The following is a 25,266-nucleotide window of genomic DNA, read 5'->3' on the forward strand; positions in this document are numbered from 1 at the left end:
GATTTTCATGCGGCCGCAGCCGCGACCTCGATCGAGGTCGACTGCTCTTCCCAGGCAATCGCCTGCGCATTCTGGAAGTCATCGACGCGACCGATGTCGAGCCAGAGACCGTCATGCTTGTACACGTGCACGGTCGTGCCGCCCTGCATCATCTGCAGCATCAGGTCATCGAATCCGAATGGGATGCCGGAAGGAATGAAGCGCAGGACATCCGGGTTCATGCAGTAAATTCCCATGCTGACGAGATGGGAAAGCGTCGGCTTTTCCCGGAAGAGCTGAACGGCATTGTCGATCTCGTCGATGACGCCGAAGTCCATCTTGATGAGACGGCAGGCCGTGGCGATCGTAACCGGGTCCTTGTGCATGCGGTGCGCGGCCACGAACCGGCTGAGGCTCAGGTCGGTGAGAACATCGCCGTTGAGCACGACAAATGTGTCGTTCAGTTCATCCCTGATCAGAGAGAGAGGCCCGATGGTCCCCAATGGCTCCATTTCCTGCGTGTACCTGATCTTCAGATTCCATTGCGATCCGTCGCCGCAGACGCTGCGGATCAGATGCCCGAGATAACCGGTCGTGATATAGACCTCTTCGATGCCGTTGCGCCGCAGCCACTTCAGAAGCAGCTCAAGAACAGGCCTGGCCCCTATCGGCATCAAGGGTTTCGGCAGGACCGACGTGAAGGGCCGAAGGCGTGTACCCATCCCGCCACATTGAATCACCGCTTTCATCCGATCCTCCCTGATTTGCAGTTGGCTGTGTCCGGGCATTTCGTGTTCGAGCTCATCTGGACCTGGCATCCGTCCAATCCGGCTCGACCCTCGGCGGCAATCCGAACATCATATTTGAAGCGTATGTGACAGCCGGGGCGGCTGTCGTCGTGCATTCGAATGGTACCGATCCAAAGCGTTTCCGGTATTAGATAACCGCTTGATCAAGGACCGACCCAAGCATCCGGACCTGGCCATGAGACCAATGAAGCCGAACGAATCTTGCGATCAAAAAACAGTGATCCGCCACGTGCCGGAACAGGCCTGCGCACCCGACGGGCACTCGATGTCGCTCGGCAGGCAGGCACGGGACGCCAGCGTTAAAAAAAATAACGACGCGTTTTCGAAAATTAGTATTATATTAGTCATTCGTGATGTGCGTGGGTTGGGACGCTGCGAACATCACGGTGATGCGATGACCAGCGGTAGGCCACGACTTCAGGGATCACCGCGGTTCCGACCATCACAAAGGAATGGGAGGTTCCAGCGGATATTCCCGTCGGGAACCGGGTAACGCGTTGGGGTAGTTCAATGTATCGGATCGTCATCGCCGACGATCACGGCTTGTATCGGCGCGGCCTCCGGCTGGCACTTATGGCTGGAATTCCAAGCGCCGAAATATTCGAGGCCGCGTGTTTCGATGCTGTGGTCAATCTTCTGGAGGAGCAGGCATCGATCGATCTCGCGATCCTCGACCTGAACATGCCTGGCCTGTTTAACCAGGAGGTGCTCAGCGACGTTCTCTCTGCGTATCCCGACACACGTTTTGCCATCGTTTCCGGGGACGATTCCCGCTCGGAAATCCTGACCGCTCTTTCGATCGGGCTTCACGGCTACATCGTCAAATCGCAGAAAGACGAAGAAGTCGTGCTGGCGGTGAATGAGATCCTTGCGGGGCGGATCTATGTACCATCACTCTTGTCTCGCACGTCTGCCGACCAGAGATCGTATGCCGCCCTGCCCTCGGCGAAAAATCCAATCCGTCAGCGCGTGGGCTCAAGCGATCTTGGCAGACTGACATCGAGGCAAAAGGACGTCCTCAAGCTGATGGCGGAAGGGTACTCGAACAAGGAGATCGCCCGCAATCTGGACATTGCCGAAGCGACAACGAAAATCCACGCCGCCGCCATTCTGCGCGAGCTCGGGGTGCGAAACCGGACTGAAGCAGCCGTTTTGCTGCAAAGCTGGCTGTCGAGAAATGTGAGTTGATGTTGCCGCCGAAGCAGGGTCGTTCGGGGCAGCATGCGCTACAATTCAATTTCCTTCCGCGATATCCGCAACGAATATCGCAGCCCATATTCCGATATTTCCAATTTCGGGGAATGCCCGACAAGCGGCGTGCCGTCCACGCCGATTATCATGGACCCGAACCCGTGGCGCACGACGTTTGCGTTCTTCCGACGTCCAGATTCCACCCAATCGAACATGAGATCGTCGCCTGCGCCGTCGGATGCGAATTGCCACTTGACCTCGACCTTGCCTTGAGAGTCACGCAACGCGCCGTGTTTCACCGAGTTTGTCGTCAGTTCGTGAAGGATCATCGCAAAGCTCTCGGCAACGCCACTTGGAACCGTGAGTGAGGGGCCGCTGATCGATATGTCCCGTGTCTCCTTGAAGGGCTGCAATTCCTGAGCCACGAGATCGTGGAGCATCCCCGACAGGCTGGTATGACGAGACAGGATGAGATGCGTCGCTTCCAGCGTTCTGATCCGATCGATCAGCATCTCCTTGTATTTGGCAACGTCGTTCTCGGGAACATTGATCATCCTTACCAGGGCCGTGATCACCGGGAACAAATTGCTGAACCGATGGCGGTCTTCGAGCATGATGCGCTCGCGCTTCTTTACGGCGGCGCGAAGAAGCGTGGTCTGCCGACGTTCGGTCAGGTCGGCCGCCACCCCGATGCGCACTGCGCGGTCGCCATGTTCTTCCTGCCGTCCGCGCAGAGCAACCCAGCGTACGTGCCCATCCGTCCGCCTGACACGAATCTCGACGTCGTAGTTCACCGCCGATGAGGGTTTTGCCGGGGCAGCCAATTTCGGCCAGTCGGCCGGATGGATCACGGCCGAGAGTTCCTCCAGAGGGCGGACGGGCTTGGAGGGCAGGCCAAGAATGTCCCAGAACTTGCCGGAGCCCGCGACTGTCCCCTCCTTGATATCTATTCGCCACGTGCCCAGGCGTCCGGCCGACAGAGCGAGATCGAGCCATTCCTTCTGAGCCCGAAGAGCCTCGCGCGCGGCTCGCCGCTCGGAAATATCGTCGACCACCACGAACACGCTCTCGGTGGATGCCTCGTCAGGCCGCGACGAGGACAGCGACATACGGGCCCAGAATGCCTTGCCGTCCTTGCGCAACACGCGAATATCGGCCGCGGACGACGCGGCGCCATTGTCCAGATCTTTCAACAAGGCCCGCACGGCATCTCGATCCTCGGGAAGAACGAGCCCTTCCAGCTTCAGCCGGGCAAGTTCCTTTTCTCCGTAGCCGGTCATCTCAAAAAGACGCCTGTTCGATTGCAACAGTTCGCCGCGTCGATTGGCATTTGCAAAACCCAAGGCCGCGCGCTCGAACGCCCAACGATAGCGGCTCTCGGCTGCGTCGATGGCGGCGAGCCTCGTTTCTGCAACCTCGAGCGCGCCTTGCAAATCCTGTCGCAAGCGGTGGAACACGGACGCGACCAGGCCGCCCGAGACCAAAAGGAAGATGGCGCCGGTCCAGTCTTCCGCGGAGAGTTGGCCATTCAGGACGCGTCGCATCCACAGACCGGCGGCGGCCATGAGAAGCGTTGCGGCGATGGCAACCAAACGTCCCTCAAGATAAACTATAACAATAATTATGGGAATTAGCGCAATAAATGTTACGCCCTGGCCAAAATATATTGTATTTATTGCCTCAAATACTACCGCCGCCGCAAGCACCAGTAGAGAAGCTACATGAGCCAACGGGGTGTTTGACATGTTCGATTTGAGCCAGCGCAGGTAGGAGCCCATACGCCAGACTACAACCTTCTATCTAGTTCGTCGAGACTAGGCCTCGCCGGGACAGCCTAATACCACTGCCGGATTGCCACGCCTTTGCCGGCGAGTAGAATCACGGTCGGCAGGGCTCTTCAGGAAGGCATATTCAACTAACGCTGCGGAACAGCCTTCCGCAGATCTCTCCAGTTGTGTCGAAATTTCAAACTAAGGGAGCGCGTTCCTCGTCGATATGTAGGGTTTAAATCAAGTAAATTACGCACAATTTACTTGGGTCGGTAGCAACTAGGGTTGGGGTAGAAGCGATGACACTGATCGAGAGGCGCAACGAGACCGTTGCGGCCAGCCAATACATTGTACTCAAAGATGTTCGTCACACACGTCCGATAAACCTGTCGGATCGACCGGACGCCAAACCTGGCGGACCACAGCGACGCAGTTTGGAATCCATAACCGGCATGCTTGACCGCATCGGCTGCGGCTATCTCGTGCTGGACCGCGACCGGAAAGTCATCGAATGGAACGCAGCCGCGCAGGACACGCTTGAGCGCCAGGGCGAAGCGGCCGACACGGCCGTCGAGCTGTCCGCGGGGCTAAGGCGGCTGGTCGCGAATGTTCCGGTCCATTTCCAGCCGGGCTCCCTCTCATGGGTGGTGATCCGCAGCAGAGGCGACAGGCCCGTGATCCTGAATGAGACGGGCGTCGTCACACCCGACGGCACGAGCATCGTCGCATTGCTGGACCGGGAGAACACATCGGCGGCCAACCCTCAGACCTTGCAAAGGATGTTCGGTCTGACCAGCGCGGAAACGCAGCTGGCGTTGCGCCTGGCGCAAGGCGATGCGCCCCTGGAGATCGCCCGCAGCTGGCATCTCAGCCGCACCACGATCCGCTCCCAGCTTGCCTCGCTGTTCGCCAAGACCGAGACAAGGCGTCAGGCTGAACTGGTGGCTCTTCTGGGGCGCATTTCGGTCCTGCCATGAAATAGCGATTTCGGCGGGCATCAGGACCCGCCAGAATTCATCAAACCGAGACATATGCCATGGCATCGCGGCTGCACATTCTGCGGCCGCGGTCGCGCTGATGGCAAAACTCGCGGTGCCATCTCCAGCCCTTCGACGCACCATCGAACTCAGGCGGAGCGCGGACTTTCGCAATTGGAGTAACTTGCCATGGGCGAAACAAATTCGGCGGTCCACGGGTTGGCGGATGCCGCGCGTACGCGGTCGGATGGAGCTGTCTTGAAACTTGCGCGCGCGGGGCCGATCATCGTCACAGGTGCCGCCGGATTCATCGGGTTTCATGTCGCGTCGCGGCTTTTGCGGCGCGGCCTTGTCGTCATCGGCGTCGACAATTTCACGCCCTACTACGACGTCGGGCTAAAGGAGGCGCGATTTGCGCAACTCTGTGCCGAGCCGAGGTTTACCCCCATGCGGATGGACCTGGCGGACCAGGCGCTGGTGAAAGCCCTGTTTTCAGACTTCAAGCCATCGCACTTCGTGCACCTCGCCGCCCAGGCCGGGGTGCGTTATTCGCTCGCCGACCCGCATGCCTATGTGCAGTCGAACATAGTCGCGTTTCTCAATGTGCTGGAGGGCTGCCGGCACGCCGGCGTCAGCCATCTCGTCTATGCCTCGTCGAGCTCCGTCTACGGCGCCAATCGAAACATACCGTTTTCCGAGCACCATGGCGCCAGCCATCCGGTCAGCTTCTATGCCGCGACCAAAAGCGCAAACGAATGCATGGCGCATTCCTACAGCCACCTGTTCGGCTTGCCGGTGACCGGATTGCGCTTCTTCACCGTCTATGGTCCCTGGGGCAGGCCTGACATGGCGGTCTATACGTTCACCCATGCCATCGCCGAGGGGCGGACGATCGAGATTGCCAATGCCGGCCGCGTATGGCGGGATTTCACCTATATCGACGACATCGTGGAGGGCGTGGTTCGCGTGCTCGCCGCGCCACCTCGTCCGGATCCGGACTGGGACAGCCGCGCGGCTGATCCGGCCACCAGTTCGGCGCCATATCGGATCTACAATATCGGCAATGACCGGCCCGAAGAAATCAACCGTCTGATCGCGATCATCGAGACCGCCCTCGGCCGCCGCGCCCTTCGCGTCAACGTACCTTTGCCTCCAGGTGACGTCCTGAAAACCCGCGCCGACGTCAGCGATCTCCGCCGTGCCGTCGGCTTCGCACCGGCGACGGCACTCGAGGACGGCGTGCAACGTTTCGTGGAATGGTATCGGGATTTCCATGCAAGCCCCCTCGACCGGGAACGACAAGCGTTCGTTCGGGCATAGGCGATGGCACGACGGCCGGACGACTGGCACAACACCGGTTCATTTGTCCGGGCTTACGGCTGAGGGCATGGGACCAGCGGCCGCGCGCCGATCGATACGCCGGCGCCGTCACGAAGACATCATCAATGGATCGGCCGCTTCATTTGCCGGCCCTCAACAGCCAGTTCCATTGTTGGCCGCCAATCGCGCTCAGCCTGATCGAGAGCACGGCAGACACCAGACCAGGCAGGATTTTCAGTCGCTTGCCGATATAGACGGCCATGGCAACGTTCCAGATGGCCAGGGCAAGCGCGACACCGACAGCGGCGCCAATTGGGCCGTATATCTCGACGCCCACGGCGCAGGCTATGATGTTGGCCGCCGCACCGGCGATCATGGTCGTTGCCGCGGCCCATTCGTTTCCGGTCATCGCCAGCAGATTCTGCTGAGGCCCGCACAGCGCAACAAAAACATAGCCCAAAATGAGAACCCGCGCGATCGGCGCTCCGGCAGCGAAGCCCTCGCCGAAGAAGGCCAGGAACGGCTCGGCAATCAACATCATCGGGATGGCCACCACGATGGCGCCGCCCGCGGACAGCAAAGTTGCCCGCGCGAACAGCTGCTGCAGGCCTTTTTGATCGCCCCTGGCATGCAGATCGGCTGCCGTAGGCGAAAACATGGTAGCGACAGCGATGCGGGAAAGTCCCACAAGCATCGCCACGTTCAACGCCAGGGCGAATATACCGGCCTCGCGAATATGGTTGGTCCAGCCCAACACCAGAACGCCGGCGCGACTGACGAAAACATCGAGACCGGTAATGAGCATGAGCGGCGGGACGGCAAGCCACCATCCCCTCGGTTCGTAAGCGGGCTGAGCCTGCCGCAGGCCAGGTGGCTCGAGCTTCCTGGCGGTGATGAACACCAGCCCGACCGTAATGGCGGAACTTGCCAGCACCGCCAGCATCACCTCCGGCGCGTGCACCGCCCACAATCCGGACTTGGCCATGATCGCCACCAGTATGAGCAGCAGCCCGTCTCGCACGATGCGCTCCGGCAACAGCGCCGAGACGACGCCGCCGAAGGCACGCACCAGCGTGGCGCCAATGGCATAGGCGGTAATCAAGGGCACGGCCGCCATGCCAAGCAAGATGCTTAGCTCAAGTCCTCTTTGCGTATGATCCGGTTGCGCCTGCTCTGAAAAGAAGAGGACAAGGCCAGCACCCGCCATCCCGAACAGCGTCGCCGCTAGAAGTGATCTCTGCAGGGCGAATTTTATCACCCCTCGCGCCAGATCAAGCCTGCCATTGGCTCTATAGGCGGGCACGAAACGCAACAATGACACATTGAAACCAAGCGTCGCCAGATAGGCGAGCACGGAGGTCCAGGCCAGAACGTAGGCATAGATGCCGTAGTCGCGAGGTCCGATGAGGCGAGCAATGGCCAGCTGTGCAAGGCTGGTCAGCCCGGCACCTCCGATATAGATCAAGAGGGCGAAGACGCTCGCCCTCGCGAGCCGCGAGCCGACGTCCTTGTTTCTCCGAGGTGTGGCCGTTGGAACACCACCGGCGGGATGGCCCGGAGACTTCCGAGACACGCGACTATCGATAAATCCGGCATGCGCAACGGGTGCGCTTTCCTGGTCTCGATTTGCGCATGCCTTATCCATCCGTGAAAGCGCGGAAATGACTTGCTTCTCGACCTTACAAATACTTTTGAGGCCTGATTGACTGTCGGCGTTCTCGGCGGAAAAGACTTTTCGGCCAGAAATCGCGAGGAGATCGTTTATGGATTCGAACACGCCGAAGGAGCTCATGTTGACGTTCAAGTCGGCCTCGAAAATCCGTTCCGCCGGCGGCTCGTTCTCCATCCGCTGCCGCAGGCGGCTCTCCACGACCGCGGACGGCACCACCAGCCTGACGGTTAGGTCGGCCGGCGGCGCGAGGCTGAGCGCCTTTTCGAGCGCTTCGCGGTCGGTGCCTCCATTGAACATCGCCAGCGATCCAATCGCCTGAACGTATCCTTGATCGAATATGACAATTTCCGGTGATTTCTTCGCGGCATTCCAGCGACGCGAGAGGTGCAGGATATATCGCCAGATTCGGGCGCGCCATATTCGCTTCTTTGGCGGTATCAGCCTCACCATCGACAACGAACCGGAAATATCGTCCAGTCGCCCGATTGACGAAAGCAATATTCCCGCGGTCGAAAATAGCGCCGATACTATTCTTGAGACGAACAGAAAGATGCCAAGATCGAAGCTCCCGGCCCTGGTGCTGGGCTTGTAGCTGAGAGCGACCTTGGCGTTATAGCCTTTCCCACGCAGCTGCTCGGCGAGCGTATGCGCAAATGTTGTTTTGCCGGACCCTGGCGGTCCGAAAAATTCAATGATCATTCTGAGACAGGCCGGGTTGCGGGAACGCAGTGGTTCCCTGTGGCATTTCTTTGAAGAGCGGAGACGACGGTCCTCATCAAACCCTCTCCAACAGAAGGTCTGCGTTGTCCTCGAACCTGGAACCGGCGTACCTCTTCAGGTTCACTTGGGTAAGGACACTCCCGACTGGAACGGTGACGGATCCACCGGCCCGGAGCGACTCCAGAACACCACGGGCGATGCTGCGCCTCGTCTTGGCCCAGCGAACGGCAAAAAGCACCGCATCGGCCCAGCGCTTCAGGAGCCTGGTCTCGGGGCCTCCAAGTCCCAGCGGCCCGTTGATGATGACGACGTCGTAGACCGAGAGCAGTTCTTCGGTGAACTGGGATTTGTCGACCGTGGACAGAAGCGTCAGCAGATCATCCGAAGGTGCTGGGGCAGCCATGAGATCGATGCCGATTTCCGGCATTCTCGTGATTGCGTCCTGGAGCACGCAGCGTTCACTCACATAGTCGCCAAAGGAGTTGTGAGCCTTGATGGTGCCGAATTCGCCACGAAACTCGTTCGTAAGGCGCGTGTCCTTGCGGTCGAGGTCGAGGAAAAGCACCCTTCCTCCCAGTCGCGTTGCCGCCAGCGCCAGGCTCCACGCCAACTCTGTCTTGCCGTCGTCAAGGATGCTGGACGTCACGAGGATCATATGCGGCGGCTGCCCCCTTCCCTGAGTTGGCGCCGCGGTGACCAGAAGGGATGTCGCGGCACGACTGAACGGCGAGTTCTGCTGGCCCAGAACCAGATGCCGCAGCTGTCTGGCATGGAGTCCCGAAACCTTGGGAAGCAGTCCTACGCACGGGATTCCAAGTTCGGCTTCGGCTTCGGCTTCGCCGCGCAAGGTCTGGTTGAACATGTTGCGGACCAGGACGAAGACCGCCGCCATCAGGCCAAACACGATCATGCCGGGTGGAACCAGGAAAATTCTCGACAGGGTCTTGGAATTTGACGGCGGCCATGCCGTCGACAGGACCGCTACACCTGGCGAGGGAGCGGCGATGCGCCGTATCAGATCCTGCTGCCGTGCAAGGAGTTCATTGTAGTGCTGCGTGACGATGGCCACCTGCGGCTCAAGGGCACGCAGGCCGGAAAGTTGATTCGCGGTGTCGGCGACGGCCGAATCTTGCACCCTCTTGCGGTCCTCGAGGGCCGCAACCTGGGCGCGGTAGACGTTTGCCTCGGCGGCGATGCGCGCGATGCCCTGTTCTATTTCAAGGGAGATCGCCTTGCCCAGAGCGTCGTCCGCAGTCGTGCCCGACTGGCGCGCCACGAGATCGGCCAACACGGGCGACCCGATTTCCTCGGCGATGGCCGAGACGGGCGCGCCCGCCTTTCGCAGATCCTCGATATGGCGAAGACGCGATTCCGATGCGGAAAGATTTGCCTTCGACAAGAAGATCTGTCGGCCTAGCTCCGCTGTCTCATTGGCTGCGTTGTTGGCCGCACTTTGATCGACAGCGCCATGCGTCAGCCGGTACGTCTCCAGCCGATCCGTCGCGTCGACCAGATCCCTTTGTACTTGCGGCAGGCTGGCGACCAGCGATTCCAGTTCGCGCTGATCCGATGCACGCCGTTTCTGTACGAGATCTTCGATGTAAACCTGAGCAAATATGTTCGCGACAAGCGCGGCACGCGCCGGACTGGCATCGGTGAAGCCAATGGTGATGACGCGTGAGCGCAGCTCTTGTCCGACCCTCATACCGCTCCACAGCGTCTTCAACGCGGCGGCATCCGCGGCTTCCGGACTTTCCGCCGCGGGCTTGCCCCGCGACCAGATCCGGTTCAGCAGATTGCCCACGAACGAGCTTCCGGTGGGTGGAACGGCACTGATGCCGCTTTTTGCGGCGATGTCGGCTGCCTGCGGTTGACGCAATGCCGCGAGAACCCGACGCAGATGGGCTTGCGACGAGAGCATCGTCAGGTGGTCATCGATGCTCGAATCCAGCGAGTCCTGAGCGGTCGCCGTGGCGTTCGAAGTGCCGGTGCTTGGGGCGTCGATGATGATCTGGGTCGTCGCCTCGAACAGCACCGGGCGAGCAAAGCCCGCGAGGCCGGCCAGTATGCCGCCCAGCAGGGCGACGGCAAGCAGGAGCCATTTTCTCGTCGCCAGGGTGACGACGAGTTGATGGAAGGGAGACGGCGGCTGCACGGGCTCGCGTGGCGGTCGCCTCATCCGCGGATTGGTGTCGAGCGTGGCGACGGCCATTTGCGTTGCACGCGGAAGCCTGGCGCGGCTGGCTATGGAACCTTCCATCTCAATCCCCTGTCAGTTCGATATCGTAAGAAGGACGGGTTGCCGGCACCGATGGCCGCATGGCTTCGTTGCGCCATGCTTGGAACATCAGCAGCGGCCACAAGTCGCGGAAATGATCCTGGTTTCCTTGCAGATGATCGCGCCAACATGCGTCGACCTTCGCAGAGTCGATGACCCCGTCTCCGGAGCGGCGTGTCGTGGCAATGATATCCGATGCCCAGTCGCGCAGGGGGCCTCTCAGCCAGGCTCCGACCGGAACGTCGAAACCCTGCTTGGGCCGATCCACCAATCGGCGCGGTACATAACGATCGAGGAGCTGGCGAAGTATCCATTTGCCCTTGCCGCTTCGGACCTTGGCATTGGTTGGCAGGCGCCAGGCGAATTCGACGACGCGATGGTCCAGAATCGGGCATCGCCCCTCGAGGCTGTTGGCCATGGTGGCGCGATCGAGCTTCACCAGGATGTCGCCGGGGAGATAGCCGGTCATGTCGTCAAACAGGAGGCGTGACAGCAGGTCGTCGAGTTGTGCCGCGCTGGCATTGGATGCCGCTGGCTTGTGATGAAGAAGCTTGTTGGTCGAAGATTCCGTCAGCCGCTGAAGCAGTTGGTCCTCGTTTGCCGCCTCGAACAGGCGGGCGAGGCGGTTCAACCGGTCGCCGCGCAATCCGTGCCGCATGGTCGCCGAAAGCGGCAAGCTGCCGAAGATGTCTTTCTGGGAGGCCTGGGCCAGCAATCCAGCCCCGGCCGCCAACATCCGGCGAAACGACGACGGCAACTCATGCTGCCTTCTGAGGCGGGTTGCGAGGAAATGGCGGGAATAGCCCGCGAAGCACTCGTCGCCACCATCGCCCGACAGAGCCACGGTTACATGTCGCCGGGCGAGGCGCGACACCAGCAGCGTCGGTATCTGCGACTCATCGGCGAACGGCTCGTCCCAAATTCGCGGCAGCTCCGGAATGACCTCAAGCGCCGCGGCCGGTGAAAGATGCAGTTCCGTATGATCGGTGCCCAGGTGCCGCGCGACCGCGGCCGCATGGGGAGCCTCATCGAACCCGCTCTCGCCGAACGCTATGGTGAACGTGCGAACGGGCGTCCGGGACTGTGCCTGCATCAGGGCTACGACCGCCGAGCTGTCAATCCCCCCCGACAGAAAGGCGCCGAGCGGTACATCGGCAATCATGCGTTCCTTGACGGCAAGGCGAAGCAGCCTGTCGAGCTCGGTCGTAAGGTCCTCGTCGCTGCCGGTGATCGGATCCCGCTGCGCCTTGCCGGCGACATCGGCCAGCGACCACCAGCGGCGAATGCGATGCGCGAGCGTTCCGGCACCGCGGCCATTGGCGAAATCCGCCGCCGTCACCGACAGGACCGAACCGGGCGGCAGCTTGAACACGCCCTCCCAGATGCAACGGTCATCCGGCACCCACCCTTTCGAAAGCATCATCGCAGCCGCATCGACATCGAGTTCAGGGCTGAAGCCCGGAAAACAAGTGATCGCCTTCAGCTCCGAGGCGAAGACGAGCGCTTCACGTGTCGAGGCGACATAGAGCGGCTTTTTGCCCATGCGGTCGCGGGCGAGGTGAAGAATCCGGTCCTTCAGATCCCACAATCCGAAAGCGAACATGCCGGCGAAGCGCTGGAGTGCCGCATCGAGGCCCCAGCTCTCGATCGCGCAGAGCATGACTTCCGTGTCGCTGGTGCCGCGGAATTGGTGGCCCGCCCCTTCCAGTTCGCGGCGCAGATCGCGAAAATTATATATTTCGCCATTGAACGTAATGACATACCGGCCGCTCGCGGAGTGCATCGGCTGGCGACCCGCCTCCGACAGGTCGACAATGGCCAGACGCCGGTGGCCGAAGGCGATCCCGGCTTCGCGGCTCGTCCAGAATGCCTCGCCGTCAGGCCCGCGATGACGAAGGGCCATCGTCATCGGCCCGATCGACCTGAGCGCGTTCGTATCGGCGGCATCGGGCGCCAAGAGAATTCCGGCGATCCCACACATTCTAATATCTCCTCCGGCGAACGATCGCGGGGATCGCCTGCGGCTTTCCAGCGACAAGGGAGAGGGTCAGACAGAACCACAGGATCGGATGACGGATGATCAGGTGCGGTGCACTGAAGACAGCGATCGATGCCACGAGCGCCACGAGGGCGTCCTGTCTCGCACGCCAGGCGGACCAGCCGGCCGAGCCGAGGATCCACAGCAGGGCCAGGACCGAAATCAGGCCGCCCTGAGTGTAGAGATCGAGGATCGTGCTATGGGCCTCGAAAGGCCGCGGCAGAAACTGCTGGTTGACGATGGGGGGACGATCAAGGTGCGGGCCTGGTCCGAGACCCAGCGACCCGGATCTTGCTCCCTTGTTCAATGCCTCGTCCCAAAGGTAGAGGCGAAGTGCGGCGGTTTCCGCGGTCGCTTCCCCGCCCTTGTCCTTGGTGAGGCTCTTGGCGAAGTCTTCGGCGCTGGCGGCCTCGCTGAGGGCGTAAGGCGCGATGGAGATTGCCAGCGGAACGAACGCAATCGTGAACAGGAGGGCAAGTTGCCGTGAAAGGCTGACCTTGCCGTCGCTTGTCAGCCATGCCCGAACCCGCAGTCCCAGAAGGATCAGGCAAGCCAGGACCGTCGTATAGAGATAGGTATCGCTCTTTGTCAGCCGACCGACATAGAAGGTGAGGATCAGGCTGCACAGCGCAAGGCATCTTCCCCAGTTATTGCTGGTGGTTGTGGCAAGATGCAGGGCCAAAGGACCGAGGAGCGCGCAGTAGAGCGCAAGCTGGTTCGGATTTTCAGACCAACCGGAGAAGCGGTCCCAGTACCAGGGGTGGACGCCAGACTGATGGATCCAGCCGAAACCAACCCCGACCTGAATGACAAAGCCAGCATTCGCGACAGCGATCATCCACCAGGCGATACGGCGCAAACGGACAGCCGCGTTGGGCTCCGCGGCAGCCAGGCAGGTGACGCAGGCCAGCAGCACGTAGGCCATCGTGTCATGCAACAACGGATCGAGGAACAGTGTGGTCGTCAGAAAGCCGACGATGGAGCCCACGCCCAGGGCAAGCGTCAGGATCACCCAGAAAAGGGCAAGTTTGGTGAGGGCCGGCGTAACCTCCAGTCGGCCGCCGGCAAGAACCCGCGTGATCGACAGCAATATCCAGAGCGAGAGGAACAGTTCGCTGTAGCCGAACGGCAGCCCCGGGATGCCGAGTTGCACCGCGTAGGACATCACGATGCCGATGGCCAGGATCGCGTCACGGATCATTGCCGCGCCTCACCCAGTCGAGGGGCCCGCGCACCCTCTTCCCTCACGATCGCGGGTGCGGGCCGAGCAAGACTGCCGCGGTATTTGCCACCGAGGACGGTCTTGTACAGATCGCAGTACTGGTCGACGACCCACGACAGCGAAAAGCGTTCCCGCACGAGGCCGACCGAACGGCTGCCCATGATCTTGCCGCGGGCGCGGTCGGACAGAAGATCGATTATTCTGGATGCCAGGCCATCGGCATCGCGCGGCGCGACGAGATAGCCATTCCAGCCATCTTCAACGACGTCATTGCAGCCGGGCATCCTCGAGGCGACGATTGGCAATCCCGACAATCCCGCCTCCAGCAGGACGCGCGGAACACCCTCGCGATACTGTGTTGGAAACGCGAACAGATCGGCCATGCCAAGGAGAGCTGGAACATCCCGCCTTGGTCCCAAGGCGACGACGTAAGGGGCATATTGCTCGATATCGGACCTGCTGACTGCGAACGGACCTTCGGAGTCCTGCGGACCGACAAGCACGAAACGTGCATTAGGCCTCTCGGAGAGGACGCGGGGAACCGCCTTGATCAGGGTCGGAATCCCCTTCTGGCGAGTCAGCCGACCGACAAAGATGATGACTTCGGCCGACTGAAGCCCAAGCGCCTCGCGCATCATGGCGGCCGAAGGGCCACGATACCTTGCTGTCGAGAATGCGCTCGGGTCGATGCCGGAGCTCCGGATCAGTCGCCCCTTGCCGCGGCCCAGCAGCCGATAGCGCTCGAAGAAGGCCTGGTCGTCGCGATTCTGGAAGACCGTCACGGCTGTCCAAAGCGACGCCAGTCCCTGCAGGCCACAAAAGACCGGGCGCAGCGCCAACGCCCGCGGTTGCCGTGACGAGAACGTCCAACCAAGCCCATTGATGGTGCGGATGACCGGAACCTGCCCGCGTACGGCCAAAGGGGTCAGGAGGTTGGGCTTGGTGTCGAAACTTTGAACAATGTCCGGACGCAATTCGGACATCAATTTACGGATCGCGCCGACAGCGCCCCATTCTCCACCGCCAGTGGCAAAGCGGTCGAACCCAAACCGCCGATGCGGAATGCCGTAAGGTGAAAAGGCGTCTCCGGCGTCGCTCGAGACGGCAGTGACCCGAAAGCCCCTTTCACGCAGTGCCAGAAGGAACGGAATTCTAAGCCGGTGATCCTCGCCTCCAATGCAAACCAGATGCGGACTCATCCTGTCCCTCCTGGATGCCGGCAGAATCCCAACCGCGCTAAACCGCTGGCCCTATGACCTGTTTTCATGGCCCGGTTTCATCGCCCCAGTACGCACAACACCCAGGTTTCACGCTAGGAGCAGGCTCACGCGTTGTCCTCGTCTGTTTAAATGAAGCAAGGGGTTGGGCGATGCGGCGATGTAGCGGCAACGGCCGCCGGATCGATGAGTTGAACTGGAACTCATTCGTTCTAACGATGCCACGGTCAACGGGGTCGCGTACGACACGGCAAATCCAGTCAGCAAACAAGGGGGCTGTGTTGGAAACGTCGGGGCACCCGCGTTTAGAGAGCCGTTTTCCACGCGCCTTGCCATCCGTTGGGGGACCGACAACGGATCAAGATGTTGTGATGGCCCGCAACATCAGCCCTCCAGACGGCTTCACATGGAAACGGGCCTCCACCCGCCCTCTGGACATGGACGGACCAACCAGCCGTCCCTTCCCGCGGATGGGCGACGACTTCTCCGAAAAGTCGGCGTTCTCGCACCTCGAGCGGACCGTCGAAAAATACCCGGACAAGATCGCGATCAGCGACGGCTCCACATCCCTCAGCTTTTCGGAACTGCTCAACGCAGTCCAAAACCTGGCAAGTGCGATTGCAGGTTCGGCCCCACCGGGCAAGGCGGTCGGTATCCTCATCGGAAATACACTTTGGTATCCGGTGGCCATGCTCGCCGCCATGCGTGCCGGCAGGCCCGCCGTGCCGTTGAACCCCCGGGATCCATTTCAGCGCCTCGCCGCGATTGCCACCAGCGCGCGGCTGGCTGCGATCATCAAGCCAGGGCCGGGCAAACCGGCAGACTGGCCGGATGCCCCCTCGCTTGAATGGATCGATGCGGCAAGTTGCATGGCCGCAACGCCGGATGGCAGCCTGTCGGCGTTGCCGTCCGACGTGTCGGTCGATGCTCCTGCAATCGTTCTGTACACCTCAGGCAGCACCGGGGCGCCGAAAGGCGTCGTGAACAGCCAGCGGGCGATCCTCCAACGCGTTCAGCAATATGTGGATGCCTGCCACTTCGGCCCCGACGACGTATTCATGCCACTGACTGGGCCTGCAACGATCGCCGGATGCCGCGAGATGATGACGCCGATGCTGTGCGGCGCCACATTGTACCTCTCGGATATCGAGAGCGCCGGTATTCGCGCCGCCCGCGACAATTTTCAGAAATGGCGGGTAACGGTCGTCTATCTCGTGCCAGCGCTGCTGCGTGTGTTGATGAATGGTTCCGCGCCCGACACATTCTCTTCCTTGCGGATCGTGCGGGTCGGCGGAGAAAAGATCCTATGGTCCGACATCGATCGGCTTCGCGGCAGCGTTCCCGAGTCCTGCCTCGTCCAGATCAGCTATTCGTCCACGGAAACGACCGGCACGCAATGGTTCCTGCCGAGGGGCTACCAAGAGCGCGGCGCAACGGTGCCCGTCGGCTTCGTGCTGCCCGGCATCGAATACACCATCGTGGATGAGGACGCATGCGAGGTCGCCCCGGGCGATGAAGGAGAGTTGCTGATCAGAGGCAACTACACCACGCTCGGCTACTGGGCGGATGGAGAAAACGTCCCTCTTCAGGCGAACTCCGGCAACCCCTGGCTTCGAACCTTCGCAACGGGTGATCTGGTCAAGATCGACGACACCGGAATGATGTGGATCGTCGGACGAAAGGGACGCCAGATCAAGATAAACGGGAGGCGGGTCGAACCTGCCGAACTGGAACTCGTCCTGCGCCGGGCGCCTCGGGTGGATGATGCTGTTGCGGTGGTGACGGACGCGAACGAACTGGTGGCCTTTGTCGTCCCCGCGAGACCGGCCGGAAGCGAGTTCATTGCCGGACTGCGCGACCTGATCAGGGCGGGCCTGCCGCCGGCTGTTCACCCGACGCGACTGCACAGTGTTGCCGAGATACCGCGGCTCAAAGGCGGCAAGGTCGACGGTGTCACGCTGCGGGAACTGGATCGCGCGCTGAGCGCGCAAGAGAACACGCCTATCGCCCGGCAAGCGGCCAACCCGCTCGATGTCGAGGGCACCGCGGCGGCCGTATGGGAGAGGATACTCCCGGGCAAAAGGGCGGCTGGCAGCCGCTGGGACGATGCCGGTGGCGATTCACTGAAGCTGCTGCAATTCGTCATGGAACTTGAGACGGCGCTGGGGCGGGAACTCAACCTGGACGCCTTCACCGTCGGGATGAGCTTCGCCGATGTCGTCCGGGCAGCGTCTCCAGGGCAAGACACAAGCAACTCGCTTGTCGAGGTTTCCGACCCGAGACCTGTTCTGTTCATCGTGCCCGGATCGATCGGCTATGGTCCGAGCCTGGCGGCCTTCGGTGCCGAGATGGGCGATGTCGCCAGGGTTGTTGCCGTGCGCTATGGGGATTTGAACGATCTGCTGAAGGGACATGGCACGATACCGCGGATGGTGGATGCGGTTGTCGACCAGATCAGCCAGGTCCAGCCCGATGGCAATGTGAAACTGATCGGTTATTCGCTTGGCGGCGGCGTCGCCTTCGAGGTTGCCGCCAAACTTGTTGCCGCCGGTCGGTCGGTCACGTTCCTGGGAATCCTCGACACCAATATCGGGCCTGGACAGCACAACTATCGTGAAAGACTCGCACGCACCGCCCAGCGCATCCGCACGCATCGAGTGACGGTGGATCGCATGATTTTGCGGGCTCTGGCAAAATTGTTCGCCCAATTTGGTGCCGAGGCTGTGCTTGCGAGGGGCATCGACTGGCTGAAATGGAGGAGCTTCGCCAGAATAAGATTCATCTTGCGCCTTGAGCTGGAAGAAATCCTGCGGATGCGTGCATTTGGTCAGTGGCTGGCGCAGCCGAAGCCCGCATTGCCGATTACCGCCACCCTGTTTCGGTGCAGGCGCACAGGCGTTCCGTCAGACCTTGGCTGGAGTGCTTTCGTCACCGGCCTGAACATAATTCCGATCGTCGGCGGGCACCTGGACATGCTGGTTGAACCCTATCTCAGCCACAACCGTCCGCTGATAGAAAGAGCGTTTGTGGTGAGCGGCGCATAGCCGATGATTCGCGCTCTCGGAGCTGAAATGGACAGGATGCTCGTGCATCCTCCTGACGGATCCACAACAAATCCGGCAGCGATACCGCCATGGCGACAACAGCCTGATCCTGCGTCGCCGTGCTGAAATATCCCTAAACAATCAACAAGTAACAGGACCAGGGCAGCCTTCCCGTCGCGTAGGCTCTCCTTGCCATGATCAAGGATTCTATCAAGGGGCACCGGTATTTGATTTGGCCCTAATATACCCTTTCCAATAGGCAGGCACGGGGCACCACCGAATTGGACGAAGGATATTTGCATGACAACCCTCCACTATGCCTCGGGTGGGTCGGCCTCCGAGGTCGCAACCGCCGGATTCAATCTTGTCGATGTTTCATCCGTGGACGAACTCAACGCTTTGCCGGATGGCACGAAAGGTCTGGTCTGGCTCGATGAAGCCAATGGCGCAACTTCGTCTTTCATTCAGAAAGTCACGCCCTTCATCGGCAATCCGAAGGTGTTCGGCTTCTTCCTCGTCGACGAGCCCGATCCCACGGGCAAATGGGGAACCTATGCCACGGCCGACAACCTGAAGGCGGAATCCGACTGGATCCACAACAACCTGCCCGGCGCCAAGACCTTCATCACCATGATGAACATGGGATCTTCGGAAAATCCAGATTTTTCAAACACTTATAATCCCGCCAACACGCATATCGACTATTACGGCCTGGATCCCTACCCAGTGCGCACCGGCACAAGCACCGTCGACTACAACATGATCGACAGGACCGTAGCCGCGGCGGTCGCCTCGGGCATCCCGCTCAGCCAGGTCGTTCCGGTCTACCAGACGTTCGGCGGCGGCAATTACACCACCGACACGGGCGGCCAATATGTCCTTCCCAGCGTCGCCCAGGAGCAGACCATGCTGGATCACTGGGCCAAGGTGGCGCCATCGCCCGCCTTCGACTATGCCTATGCGTGGGGCTCTCAACAGGGCGACACCGCGCTTGGCAACTCGCCGGAGCTGCAGGCCCTCTTCCTTCAGCACAACCAGAGCACCACCAGCGCGCCTTCGACCGGCGAAGTGACCCCGCCCACCAGCACCGTGCCTCCGCCCACCAGCACCGTGCCCCCGCCCAGCACGGTGCCCCCGACCAGCGACCACACTTTCTATGGCACGGGCGGCGCGGATGTGCTTCACGGCACCACCGGCGCCGACACGATGATCGGCGGTGGCTACAACGACACCTATTATGTCAACAACGCCGGCGACAAGGTGGTGGAACTGCCGGGCGGCGGCAACGATACCGTGCTGGCATCTGTCAGTTATGTATTGTCGGCCGGCTCGGAGATCGAACATCTCGCCACCACGAGCAAGTCCGGCACCCTCCCCCTCAATCTCAAAGGAAACGAGTTCTCCCAAACCATAGATGGCAATGCCGGCAACAACTTCATCAACGGCGGTGGCGGGAAAGACGTTCTCACGGGAAATGGGGGCACGGACGTCTTTGTCTTCAATTCCGCCCTCAAGAACAGCAATATCGACAAGATCACTGACTTCAATGTAGCCCAGGACAAGATCCTGCTCGACCACAATGTGTTTACCGGCCTTCAACCGGGCGCCCTTCCCACCTACAGCGCCCTTCCCACCTCGGCATTCCACGTCGGCAAGGGTGCGCATGACAGCAGCGACCACATTATCTACAACAGTTCGACCGGCGCCCTCTCTTTCGACGCGGATGGCGCGGGCGGCGCACCCCAGATCCAGTTTGCCACTGTTTCTCCGCACCTTGCGCTGACGGCGTCCTCGTTCATCGTAATGTGAGCCTTGGGGAACGTCAGGCCCGATCATGGGGGCCTGACGTTTTCTTGAACACATCCGGCGGAACGAAATCTCTCGAACGCTCGTTAGTCCATCATGAGCGCTCGGGGCATCGAATTCCTGCAGAAGTGGGTGGAGGACAATGTCCCACCCTATTCCAACTCCGATCCGACCCTGGCGGCGAGACTCGCCGACCAGGTGACGGCGGACGCCATCAAGGCGGGAATTCGCCTCGAGGAAATCTCGGAAGAAGTCGGAAGCATGCTGACCACCATGCTTGAAGTGCTCGACCAACGCGATACAAAATGATTGCTCGGCCGGTTGCATTGGCAACGCCGCAGAAGCCCATGGTCGACACACCTGCTGCTCACCGAAGTGCGGTGCCTACCAACTTCATGATTGCCAGCCAAGCCAGTGGTTTGGCCAGTGGCTTGGCTTTTGGTCAAACCGGGACGGTCTCGTGCTGTTCCAAGACCCGCGTGATGACCTTGTCGAGATCGTGAGGTTCAGCACCGTTGACTTGCATCAAGGGCCATCCATCCTGGCGCAAACACTTGCCGATCTCTCTTGAGATATCGGCCTGCCTCAAGCCTTTGTCCACGCCGAGTTCGAACAGGAGGACCTCCAGGAGCGGTTGCTGCGCATGCCGATCCATAAGACGGCGGCGCAAGGTTTCCTGCGGCGCATCGAGCTGGATAAGCAGGTCTGGCCGCGGCAGGAACGCCAGGCAGTCACGAACCACTTCGATGCTTGGAGTTCGCGCCAGCACAACCAGCGCACACAAAGCCTGGATCAAGCCCTCTTCGAAAATGAAATAACCTTCCGATTGCTGCGCCTGACGCCAGGATTCGCACAGCAGGGCGACGTCGACCTTCATGCGCCATGACCATGTGCGGCTTCGCAGCGGGATTGACGCCAGCAGCCTGGCCGCGACACCATCCTTCGGCAGGGTCGACAGCAGGACCGGGCCGGAGGTGGCAATCTTTTTGCCAATACGGCCAATGCCATGGCGTACTTCCGGACCGTCTTCCTGGGCCGACCCATATTCAATCAGGCGATACCCGTTCACTGTCTTCACGTTGATGCCGTGTTTCGCCATCCCCTGGCAGAGGCCGCGAAGAAGTGTGGTCTTGCCTGCACAAGGCGGTCCAAACAACTCGATGATCATGGCGGTATGCCCAACCGTCTCCCAACAAGCAGTCATTCGTCTGCGAATCAAAGCTTAGCCAGATTACAACCCACACCAACGTTCATTTGAATGACCTTTCATATCCGCTGCCGAAGGCACGCGGGATTGGCCCTTGGTAAGCGTTTCACGGTCGGCATCCCGGGCGAACGGCCGTCACAGCAGGGAAATCAGAGAACTTCCGGGAGGCCAAGGGCGGGAAAGCGCTGCCTGAACAAGATCGAGGCATCATCCGAATGATTGATGAAAATATTTCGGTGGCAAGTGATGGTCGACTTTCAGCTTGGTGGGGCCCTGAATGTCTTCAGCGTATTTGCAGTCTGAAGCGGTGGATCAAGATCGACGGTTGGATTGTCGACCGACGACGACCCGCGGATGGTCAGATATTCCCGAATATGCTCTTGACGATGGGGGCCCCCTCGGGCGCCGGTATCAACAGATGGGCGCCGGTTTTGCGGACATTCCCGTCTTCGATCACCTCAGAAACGTCGCCAGTCAATATCCCGACAAGCTCGCGATTGGCGACGGTGCCAATCGCCTGACTTATTCCGAGCTTTTCCGGGCTGTCGAGACATTATCGCACCGTATCGCCGCCGTCGTTCCCGAAAGACAGGCGGTCGGAATCCTTCAGGCCAATTCGACCTGGTACGCTGTGGCGATACTGGCAAGCATGGCGGCCGGGCGGCCTTCGGTTCCGCTGAACATGAGAGATCCGGGCTCTCGGATCATCGAGATTGCGAACGCCGCGCGGCTCGGCGCCATCATAGGCGCTGGAAACGTTCGCCCCATCGATTTGGCGCCGGAAGTCCTATGGATCGATATTGCCGCCGGCGTCGCACCGAACGGTCAGCAGGCATCACAGCAGCCGAAGCTCCCTTCCGTTTCCGTCGATGCGCCCGCGATGGTGCTTTACACATCAGGTAGCACGGGACGTCCCAAGGGCATCGTCAACAGCCAACGCAGCCTGCTGTGGCGGGTCCGGCAATATGTCGAGGCGTGCCATATCAACGCGGATGACGTTTTCCTGCCTCTGACCGGGCCTGCCACGATTGCCGGCTGCCGGGAGATTCTTACGGCGCTGCTGACAGGCGCCACGTTGCATCTTCTCGAGGTGGAAGCGGTCGGCCTGCGCGCGGTCCGCGCTCGGGTTCAAGCCGAAGGTGTGACGATCGCCTATCTCGTGCCGGCTCTGCTGCGGGCGCTGTTGACCGAGGCCCCCGCTGACGCCTTCCAGTCGCTCCGGGTGGCCCGGATCGGTGGCGAGAAGGTGTCCTGGACGGACATCGCGTTGCTGCGCAAGGCCGTTTCGGATCAGTGCCTGATCCAGATCGGCTACTCGTCAACCGAGACCACCGGCTCGCAATGGTTCCTGCCGCAGGATTGGCCGGAGCAGGACGCATCGATCCCCGTTGGCAGGCTGCTCCCTGGGATGGCATTCGCCATTGTCGACGAGGCGGGTCGCAATGTTGGGACAGGCGAGAGCGGGGAGCTTCTGATCAGAAGCCCCTATGTCCTGCTTGGTCATTGGGAGAACGGTGTCGTCGTTCCCGCGCGGCCCGACCCTGACGATCCCGGTGTTCGGGTTTTTGCGACGGGCGACCTCGTTCGGCTGGACGGTGATGGCCTGTTGCGCATCGTCGGCCGCAAAGGGCGCCAGATCAAGATCAATGGTCGGCGCGTCGAGCCCGCCGAGCTCGAACGGGTCCTGCGCTGCGCGCCTTCGGTGGCGGATGCCGTGGCAATCGTAACGCCGGCCGAGGAACTCATCGCATTCGCGGCTCCGCAGCACTTTGCCGGAGCCGCTTTTGCGGAGGAGCTTCGCCAACTCGTCAGAACGACGTTGCCGGCGCCGCTGCGTCCCTTGCGGTTGCACACCATCGCCGAGATCCCCCGCCTGCCGGGAGGCAAGGTCGACCTGGCAACGCTCACCGAAATGGATCGCTCGGAGAGAGAGACGGCGCCAGTCGCCCAGCCGACCACTGCCCGGCCGCTCCCCGTGGGAGGCGAACTGAATACAAGGCAAATCGTGCAGCACGCGTGGATGCAGGTTCTCAACACGGGCGCCGCGGCGGGGAACTGGGATGACGCGGGAGGAGATTCGCTGCAGCTGCTGCATTGCGTCATGGCGATCGAAAGCGCCATCGGGCAAGAGCTCGGCCTCGAGGCCTTCACCGTCGGCATGAGCTTCGACGAGATGGTTGAGGCGGTCGTGTCCGCACAGGCAGGGGAGCAGCGCGCCAAGAAGCTGCATCCTCCGATGCTTTTCCTGTTTCCAGGATCCGTCGGCTATGGTCCGAGCCTGGCTGCGTTCGCAGCCGCCATGGGCAAAGTCGCCCGGGTGAACCCGATCCGGTATCCTGGCCTCGCCGCGATATTGGACGGACACAACAGTCTCGCCGCCATGGCTGCCGCCGCGCTCGGGCAGATAGACCGCGCCCAGCCTACCGGCCCCGTGCGGCTTCTCGGCCATTCGCTTGGTGGCGCGGTTGCGTTCGAGGTCGCCGCGCGGCTTCTGGCAGCCGGCCGATCGGTAAGGTTTTTGGGTATCCTCGACACGAGCCTTCTGGACGAGCCGAGCAACCATTGGGGAACGCTCACCCGCACGTTCCATCGCATTCGCACGAACCGCATTTCCGCCCACCGCATGGCTTGCCGAGCCCTCGCGAAGATCACCGTTGCCATGGGCTGCGAGGCGTATCTCGCGAGGATTCTCGACCGCTTTGCCAAGGGAGAGTTCAGCCCGACAAGCTTCAGAACCAAGCTGGAACTGCAGGAAGTCATGCGGGCGCGGTCGTTCTTCCAGTGGCTGGAGGCACCCAAACCGGCGCTGCCCATCTCCGGCACCTTGTTCCGCTGTCGACGGGAGGGAATGCCCCGGGCCTTGGGCTGGGACAGCGCCCTGGCACATCTGGACGTGGTGCCGATCATGGGCAATCACATCGACCTTGTCATAGAGCCCAATCTTGCCACCAACCGTCCGCTCATCGAGACGGCCGTCGTGCAGACCTACTCCGCGGCCGAGTCTCGCAAAAGGGAGGATCTGTCATCGACGTGATCTCACACTTCAGCAAGGACGCGTTGCTGCTCGATGCCCGTGCGGAGGTCGATCGCATCGTCGACACCTTGCGCAAGCAGGTTCTTGGCACGCTCCATCGTCGCGGCGTGGTTGTCGGCCTTTCCGGCGGCATCGACAGCTCCGTCGTCGCGACCTTGTGCACACGCGCCTTCGGCAAGGACAAAGTCCTGGGGCTGTTCATGCCGGAGCGCGATTCCTCCGGCGACTCGCTCAGACTTGGCCGCCGTGTCTCGGCACAGCTGGGGATTGAGAACATCCTGGAAGACATAGGCCCGGCAGTAGAGGCCGTCGGCGCCTACCGTCGGCAGCTCGAGGCGATCCGGACCGTCGTTCCCGACTATGGGGACGGCTGGAAATGCAAACTGGTGATTGAGCCGGTGCTCGCCAGCAACGGCCTCAACATCACCCGGCTCACCGTCCAGGATCCAGAGGGCAAGGTCGACACGGTGCGTCTTTCGCCAGCCGCCTATCTGCAGATCGTCGCGGCAACCAACTACAAACAGCGCCTGCGCAAGATGACGGAATATTACCACGCCGACCGCCTCAAATACGCGGTTGCGGGGACACCAAACCGTTTGGAGTACGACCAGGGGTTTTTCGTCAAGCAGGGCGACGGAACCGCCGACGTGATGCCGATCGTCCACCTTTACAAAAGCCAGGTCTATCAGCTCGCGGAATATCTTGGCGTGGACGAGGAAATTCGCCAGCGGCCACCAACCACCGACACATTCTCCATGGCGCAAAGCCAGGAGGAGTTCTACTTCGCGCTGCCCTATCACCTGATGGATCTATGCCTTTACGGCCTGAACCATGGGATCGCCAGAGATGAAGTCGCGGCGGTTGCCGGTCTCACCGAGCTCCAACTGCAGAAAGTCTTCAAGGACATCGACGCGAAACGGCGGGCCGCCCACTATCTTCACGCGCGGCCTTTGCTGTCCATGGAAATTGGCGAGGATTGACCG

16 protein-coding genes are annotated in these 25,266 nt (G+C 61.1%); 8 read left to right on the forward strand and 8 right to left on the reverse strand.

The genetic code is table 11. The features are described 5' to 3' along the window. Positions 1-5: 5 nt before the first annotated feature. On the reverse strand, positions 6-728 hold the full coding sequence (locus JG746_RS29660; RefSeq protein WP_202355961.1) for a nucleotidyltransferase family protein: 723 nt from the start codon (positions 726-728) through the stop codon (positions 6-8). A gap of 570 nt (positions 729-1,298) precedes the next feature. On the opposite strand from JG746_RS29660, the gene JG746_RS29665 reads away from it, so the two are divergent. Continuing rightward, the gene (locus tag JG746_RS29665; RefSeq protein ID WP_202355962.1) at positions 1,299-1,976 is read left to right on the forward strand and encodes a LuxR C-terminal-related transcriptional regulator; all 678 of its coding nucleotides are present in this window, start codon (positions 1,299-1,301) and stop codon (positions 1,974-1,976) included. Between the two features lie 38 nt (positions 1,977-2,014). Here JG746_RS29665 and JG746_RS29670 read toward each other — a convergent pair whose 3' ends face one another. Then, positions 2,015-3,571, reverse strand: a complete 1,557-nt coding sequence (locus JG746_RS29670; protein ID WP_244730534.1) for a sensor histidine kinase — start codon at positions 3,569-3,571, stop codon at positions 2,015-2,017. Positions 3,572-4,047: 476 nt separating this feature from the next. Between JG746_RS29670 and JG746_RS29675 the strand changes: the two genes are divergently transcribed. Together JG746_RS29675 and JG746_RS29680 are read left to right on the forward strand one after the other, a co-directional pair. After that, positions 4,048-4,725, forward strand: a complete 678-nt coding sequence (locus tag JG746_RS29675) for a helix-turn-helix transcriptional regulator (RefSeq protein WP_202355964.1) — start codon at positions 4,048-4,050, stop codon at positions 4,723-4,725. Positions 4,726-4,983: 258 nt separating this feature from the next. Continuing rightward, positions 4,984-6,045, forward strand: a complete 1,062-nt coding sequence (locus JG746_RS29680) for an NAD-dependent epimerase (RefSeq protein ID WP_202355965.1) — start codon at positions 4,984-4,986, stop codon at positions 6,043-6,045. Between the two features lie 139 nt (positions 6,046-6,184). Here JG746_RS29680 and JG746_RS29685 read toward each other — a convergent pair whose 3' ends face one another. The 5 genes from JG746_RS29685 to JG746_RS29705 form a co-directional block, all read right to left on the reverse strand. Beyond that, entirely contained in the window at positions 6,185-8,416 is a 2,232-nt protein-coding gene (locus tag JG746_RS29685) for an oligosaccharide flippase family protein (RefSeq protein ID WP_202355966.1), read from the reverse strand. 76 nt (positions 8,417-8,492) lie between these two features. After that, positions 8,493-10,697 (reverse strand): GumC family protein, encoded by a 2,205-nt coding sequence (locus JG746_RS29690; protein ID WP_202355967.1) that lies wholly within the window; start codon positions 10,695-10,697, stop codon positions 8,493-8,495. A 1-nt stretch (position 10,698) separates the two neighbouring features. Beyond that, positions 10,699-12,696 carry an asparagine synthase (glutamine-hydrolyzing) gene (gene asnB, locus JG746_RS29695; RefSeq protein WP_202359527.1) on the reverse strand — a complete coding sequence of 666 codons (1,998 nt, stop codon included), beginning with the start codon at positions 12,694-12,696 and terminating at the stop codon, positions 10,699-10,701. 1 nt (position 12,697) lies between these two features. Continuing rightward, positions 12,698-13,954, reverse strand: coding sequence for an O-antigen ligase family protein (locus JG746_RS29700; RefSeq protein ID WP_202355968.1), 1,257 nt, complete (start codon positions 13,952-13,954; stop codon positions 12,698-12,700). After that, positions 13,951-15,174: a glycosyltransferase gene (locus JG746_RS29705; protein ID WP_202355969.1), complete on the reverse strand. Its 1,224-nt coding sequence runs from the start codon at positions 15,172-15,174 to the stop codon at positions 13,951-13,953. The genes JG746_RS29700 and JG746_RS29705 overlap by 4 nt, the downstream gene beginning before the upstream one ends. A 389-nt stretch (positions 15,175-15,563) precedes the next feature. Between JG746_RS29705 and JG746_RS29710 the strand changes: the two genes are divergently transcribed. The 3 genes from JG746_RS29710 (at position 15,564) to JG746_RS29720 (ending at position 20,351) form a co-directional block, all read left to right on the forward strand. After that, positions 15,564-18,236, forward strand: coding sequence for an AMP-binding protein (locus JG746_RS29710; RefSeq protein ID WP_244730536.1), 2,673 nt, complete (start codon positions 15,564-15,566; stop codon positions 18,234-18,236). 300 nt (positions 18,237-18,536) lie between these two features. Then, positions 18,537-20,045, forward strand: coding sequence for a calcium-binding protein (locus JG746_RS29715; protein ID WP_202355971.1), 1,509 nt, complete (start codon positions 18,537-18,539; stop codon positions 20,043-20,045). 93 nt (positions 20,046-20,138) lie between these two features. Next, positions 20,139-20,351 carry a DUF768 domain-containing protein gene (locus JG746_RS29720; protein WP_202355972.1) on the forward strand — a complete coding sequence of 71 codons (213 nt, stop codon included), beginning with the start codon at positions 20,139-20,141 and terminating at the stop codon, positions 20,349-20,351. Between the two features lie 133 nt (positions 20,352-20,484). On the opposite strand, the gene JG746_RS29725 is transcribed toward JG746_RS29720, so the two are convergent. Next, positions 20,485-21,210 (reverse strand): sulfate adenylyltransferase, encoded by a 726-nt coding sequence (locus tag JG746_RS29725; RefSeq protein WP_202355973.1) that lies wholly within the window; start codon positions 21,208-21,210, stop codon positions 20,485-20,487. Between the two features lie 316 nt (positions 21,211-21,526). Between JG746_RS29725 and JG746_RS29730 the strand changes: the two genes are divergently transcribed. Together JG746_RS29730 and nadE are read left to right on the forward strand one after the other, a co-directional pair. Further along, positions 21,527-24,283, forward strand: coding sequence for a non-ribosomal peptide synthetase (locus JG746_RS29730; RefSeq protein ID WP_202355974.1), 2,757 nt, complete (start codon positions 21,527-21,529; stop codon positions 24,281-24,283). Next, entirely contained in the window at positions 24,280-25,263 is a 984-nt protein-coding gene (nadE, locus tag JG746_RS29735; protein ID WP_202355975.1) for an NAD(+) synthase, read from the forward strand. The genes JG746_RS29730 and nadE overlap by 4 nt, the downstream gene beginning before the upstream one ends. The last annotated feature ends 3 nt before the right edge of the window (positions 25,264-25,266 follow it).

Source organism: Mesorhizobium sp. 113-3-3, assembly GCF_016756495.1.
Lineage (GTDB): Bacteria > Pseudomonadota > Alphaproteobacteria > Rhizobiales > Rhizobiaceae > Mesorhizobium.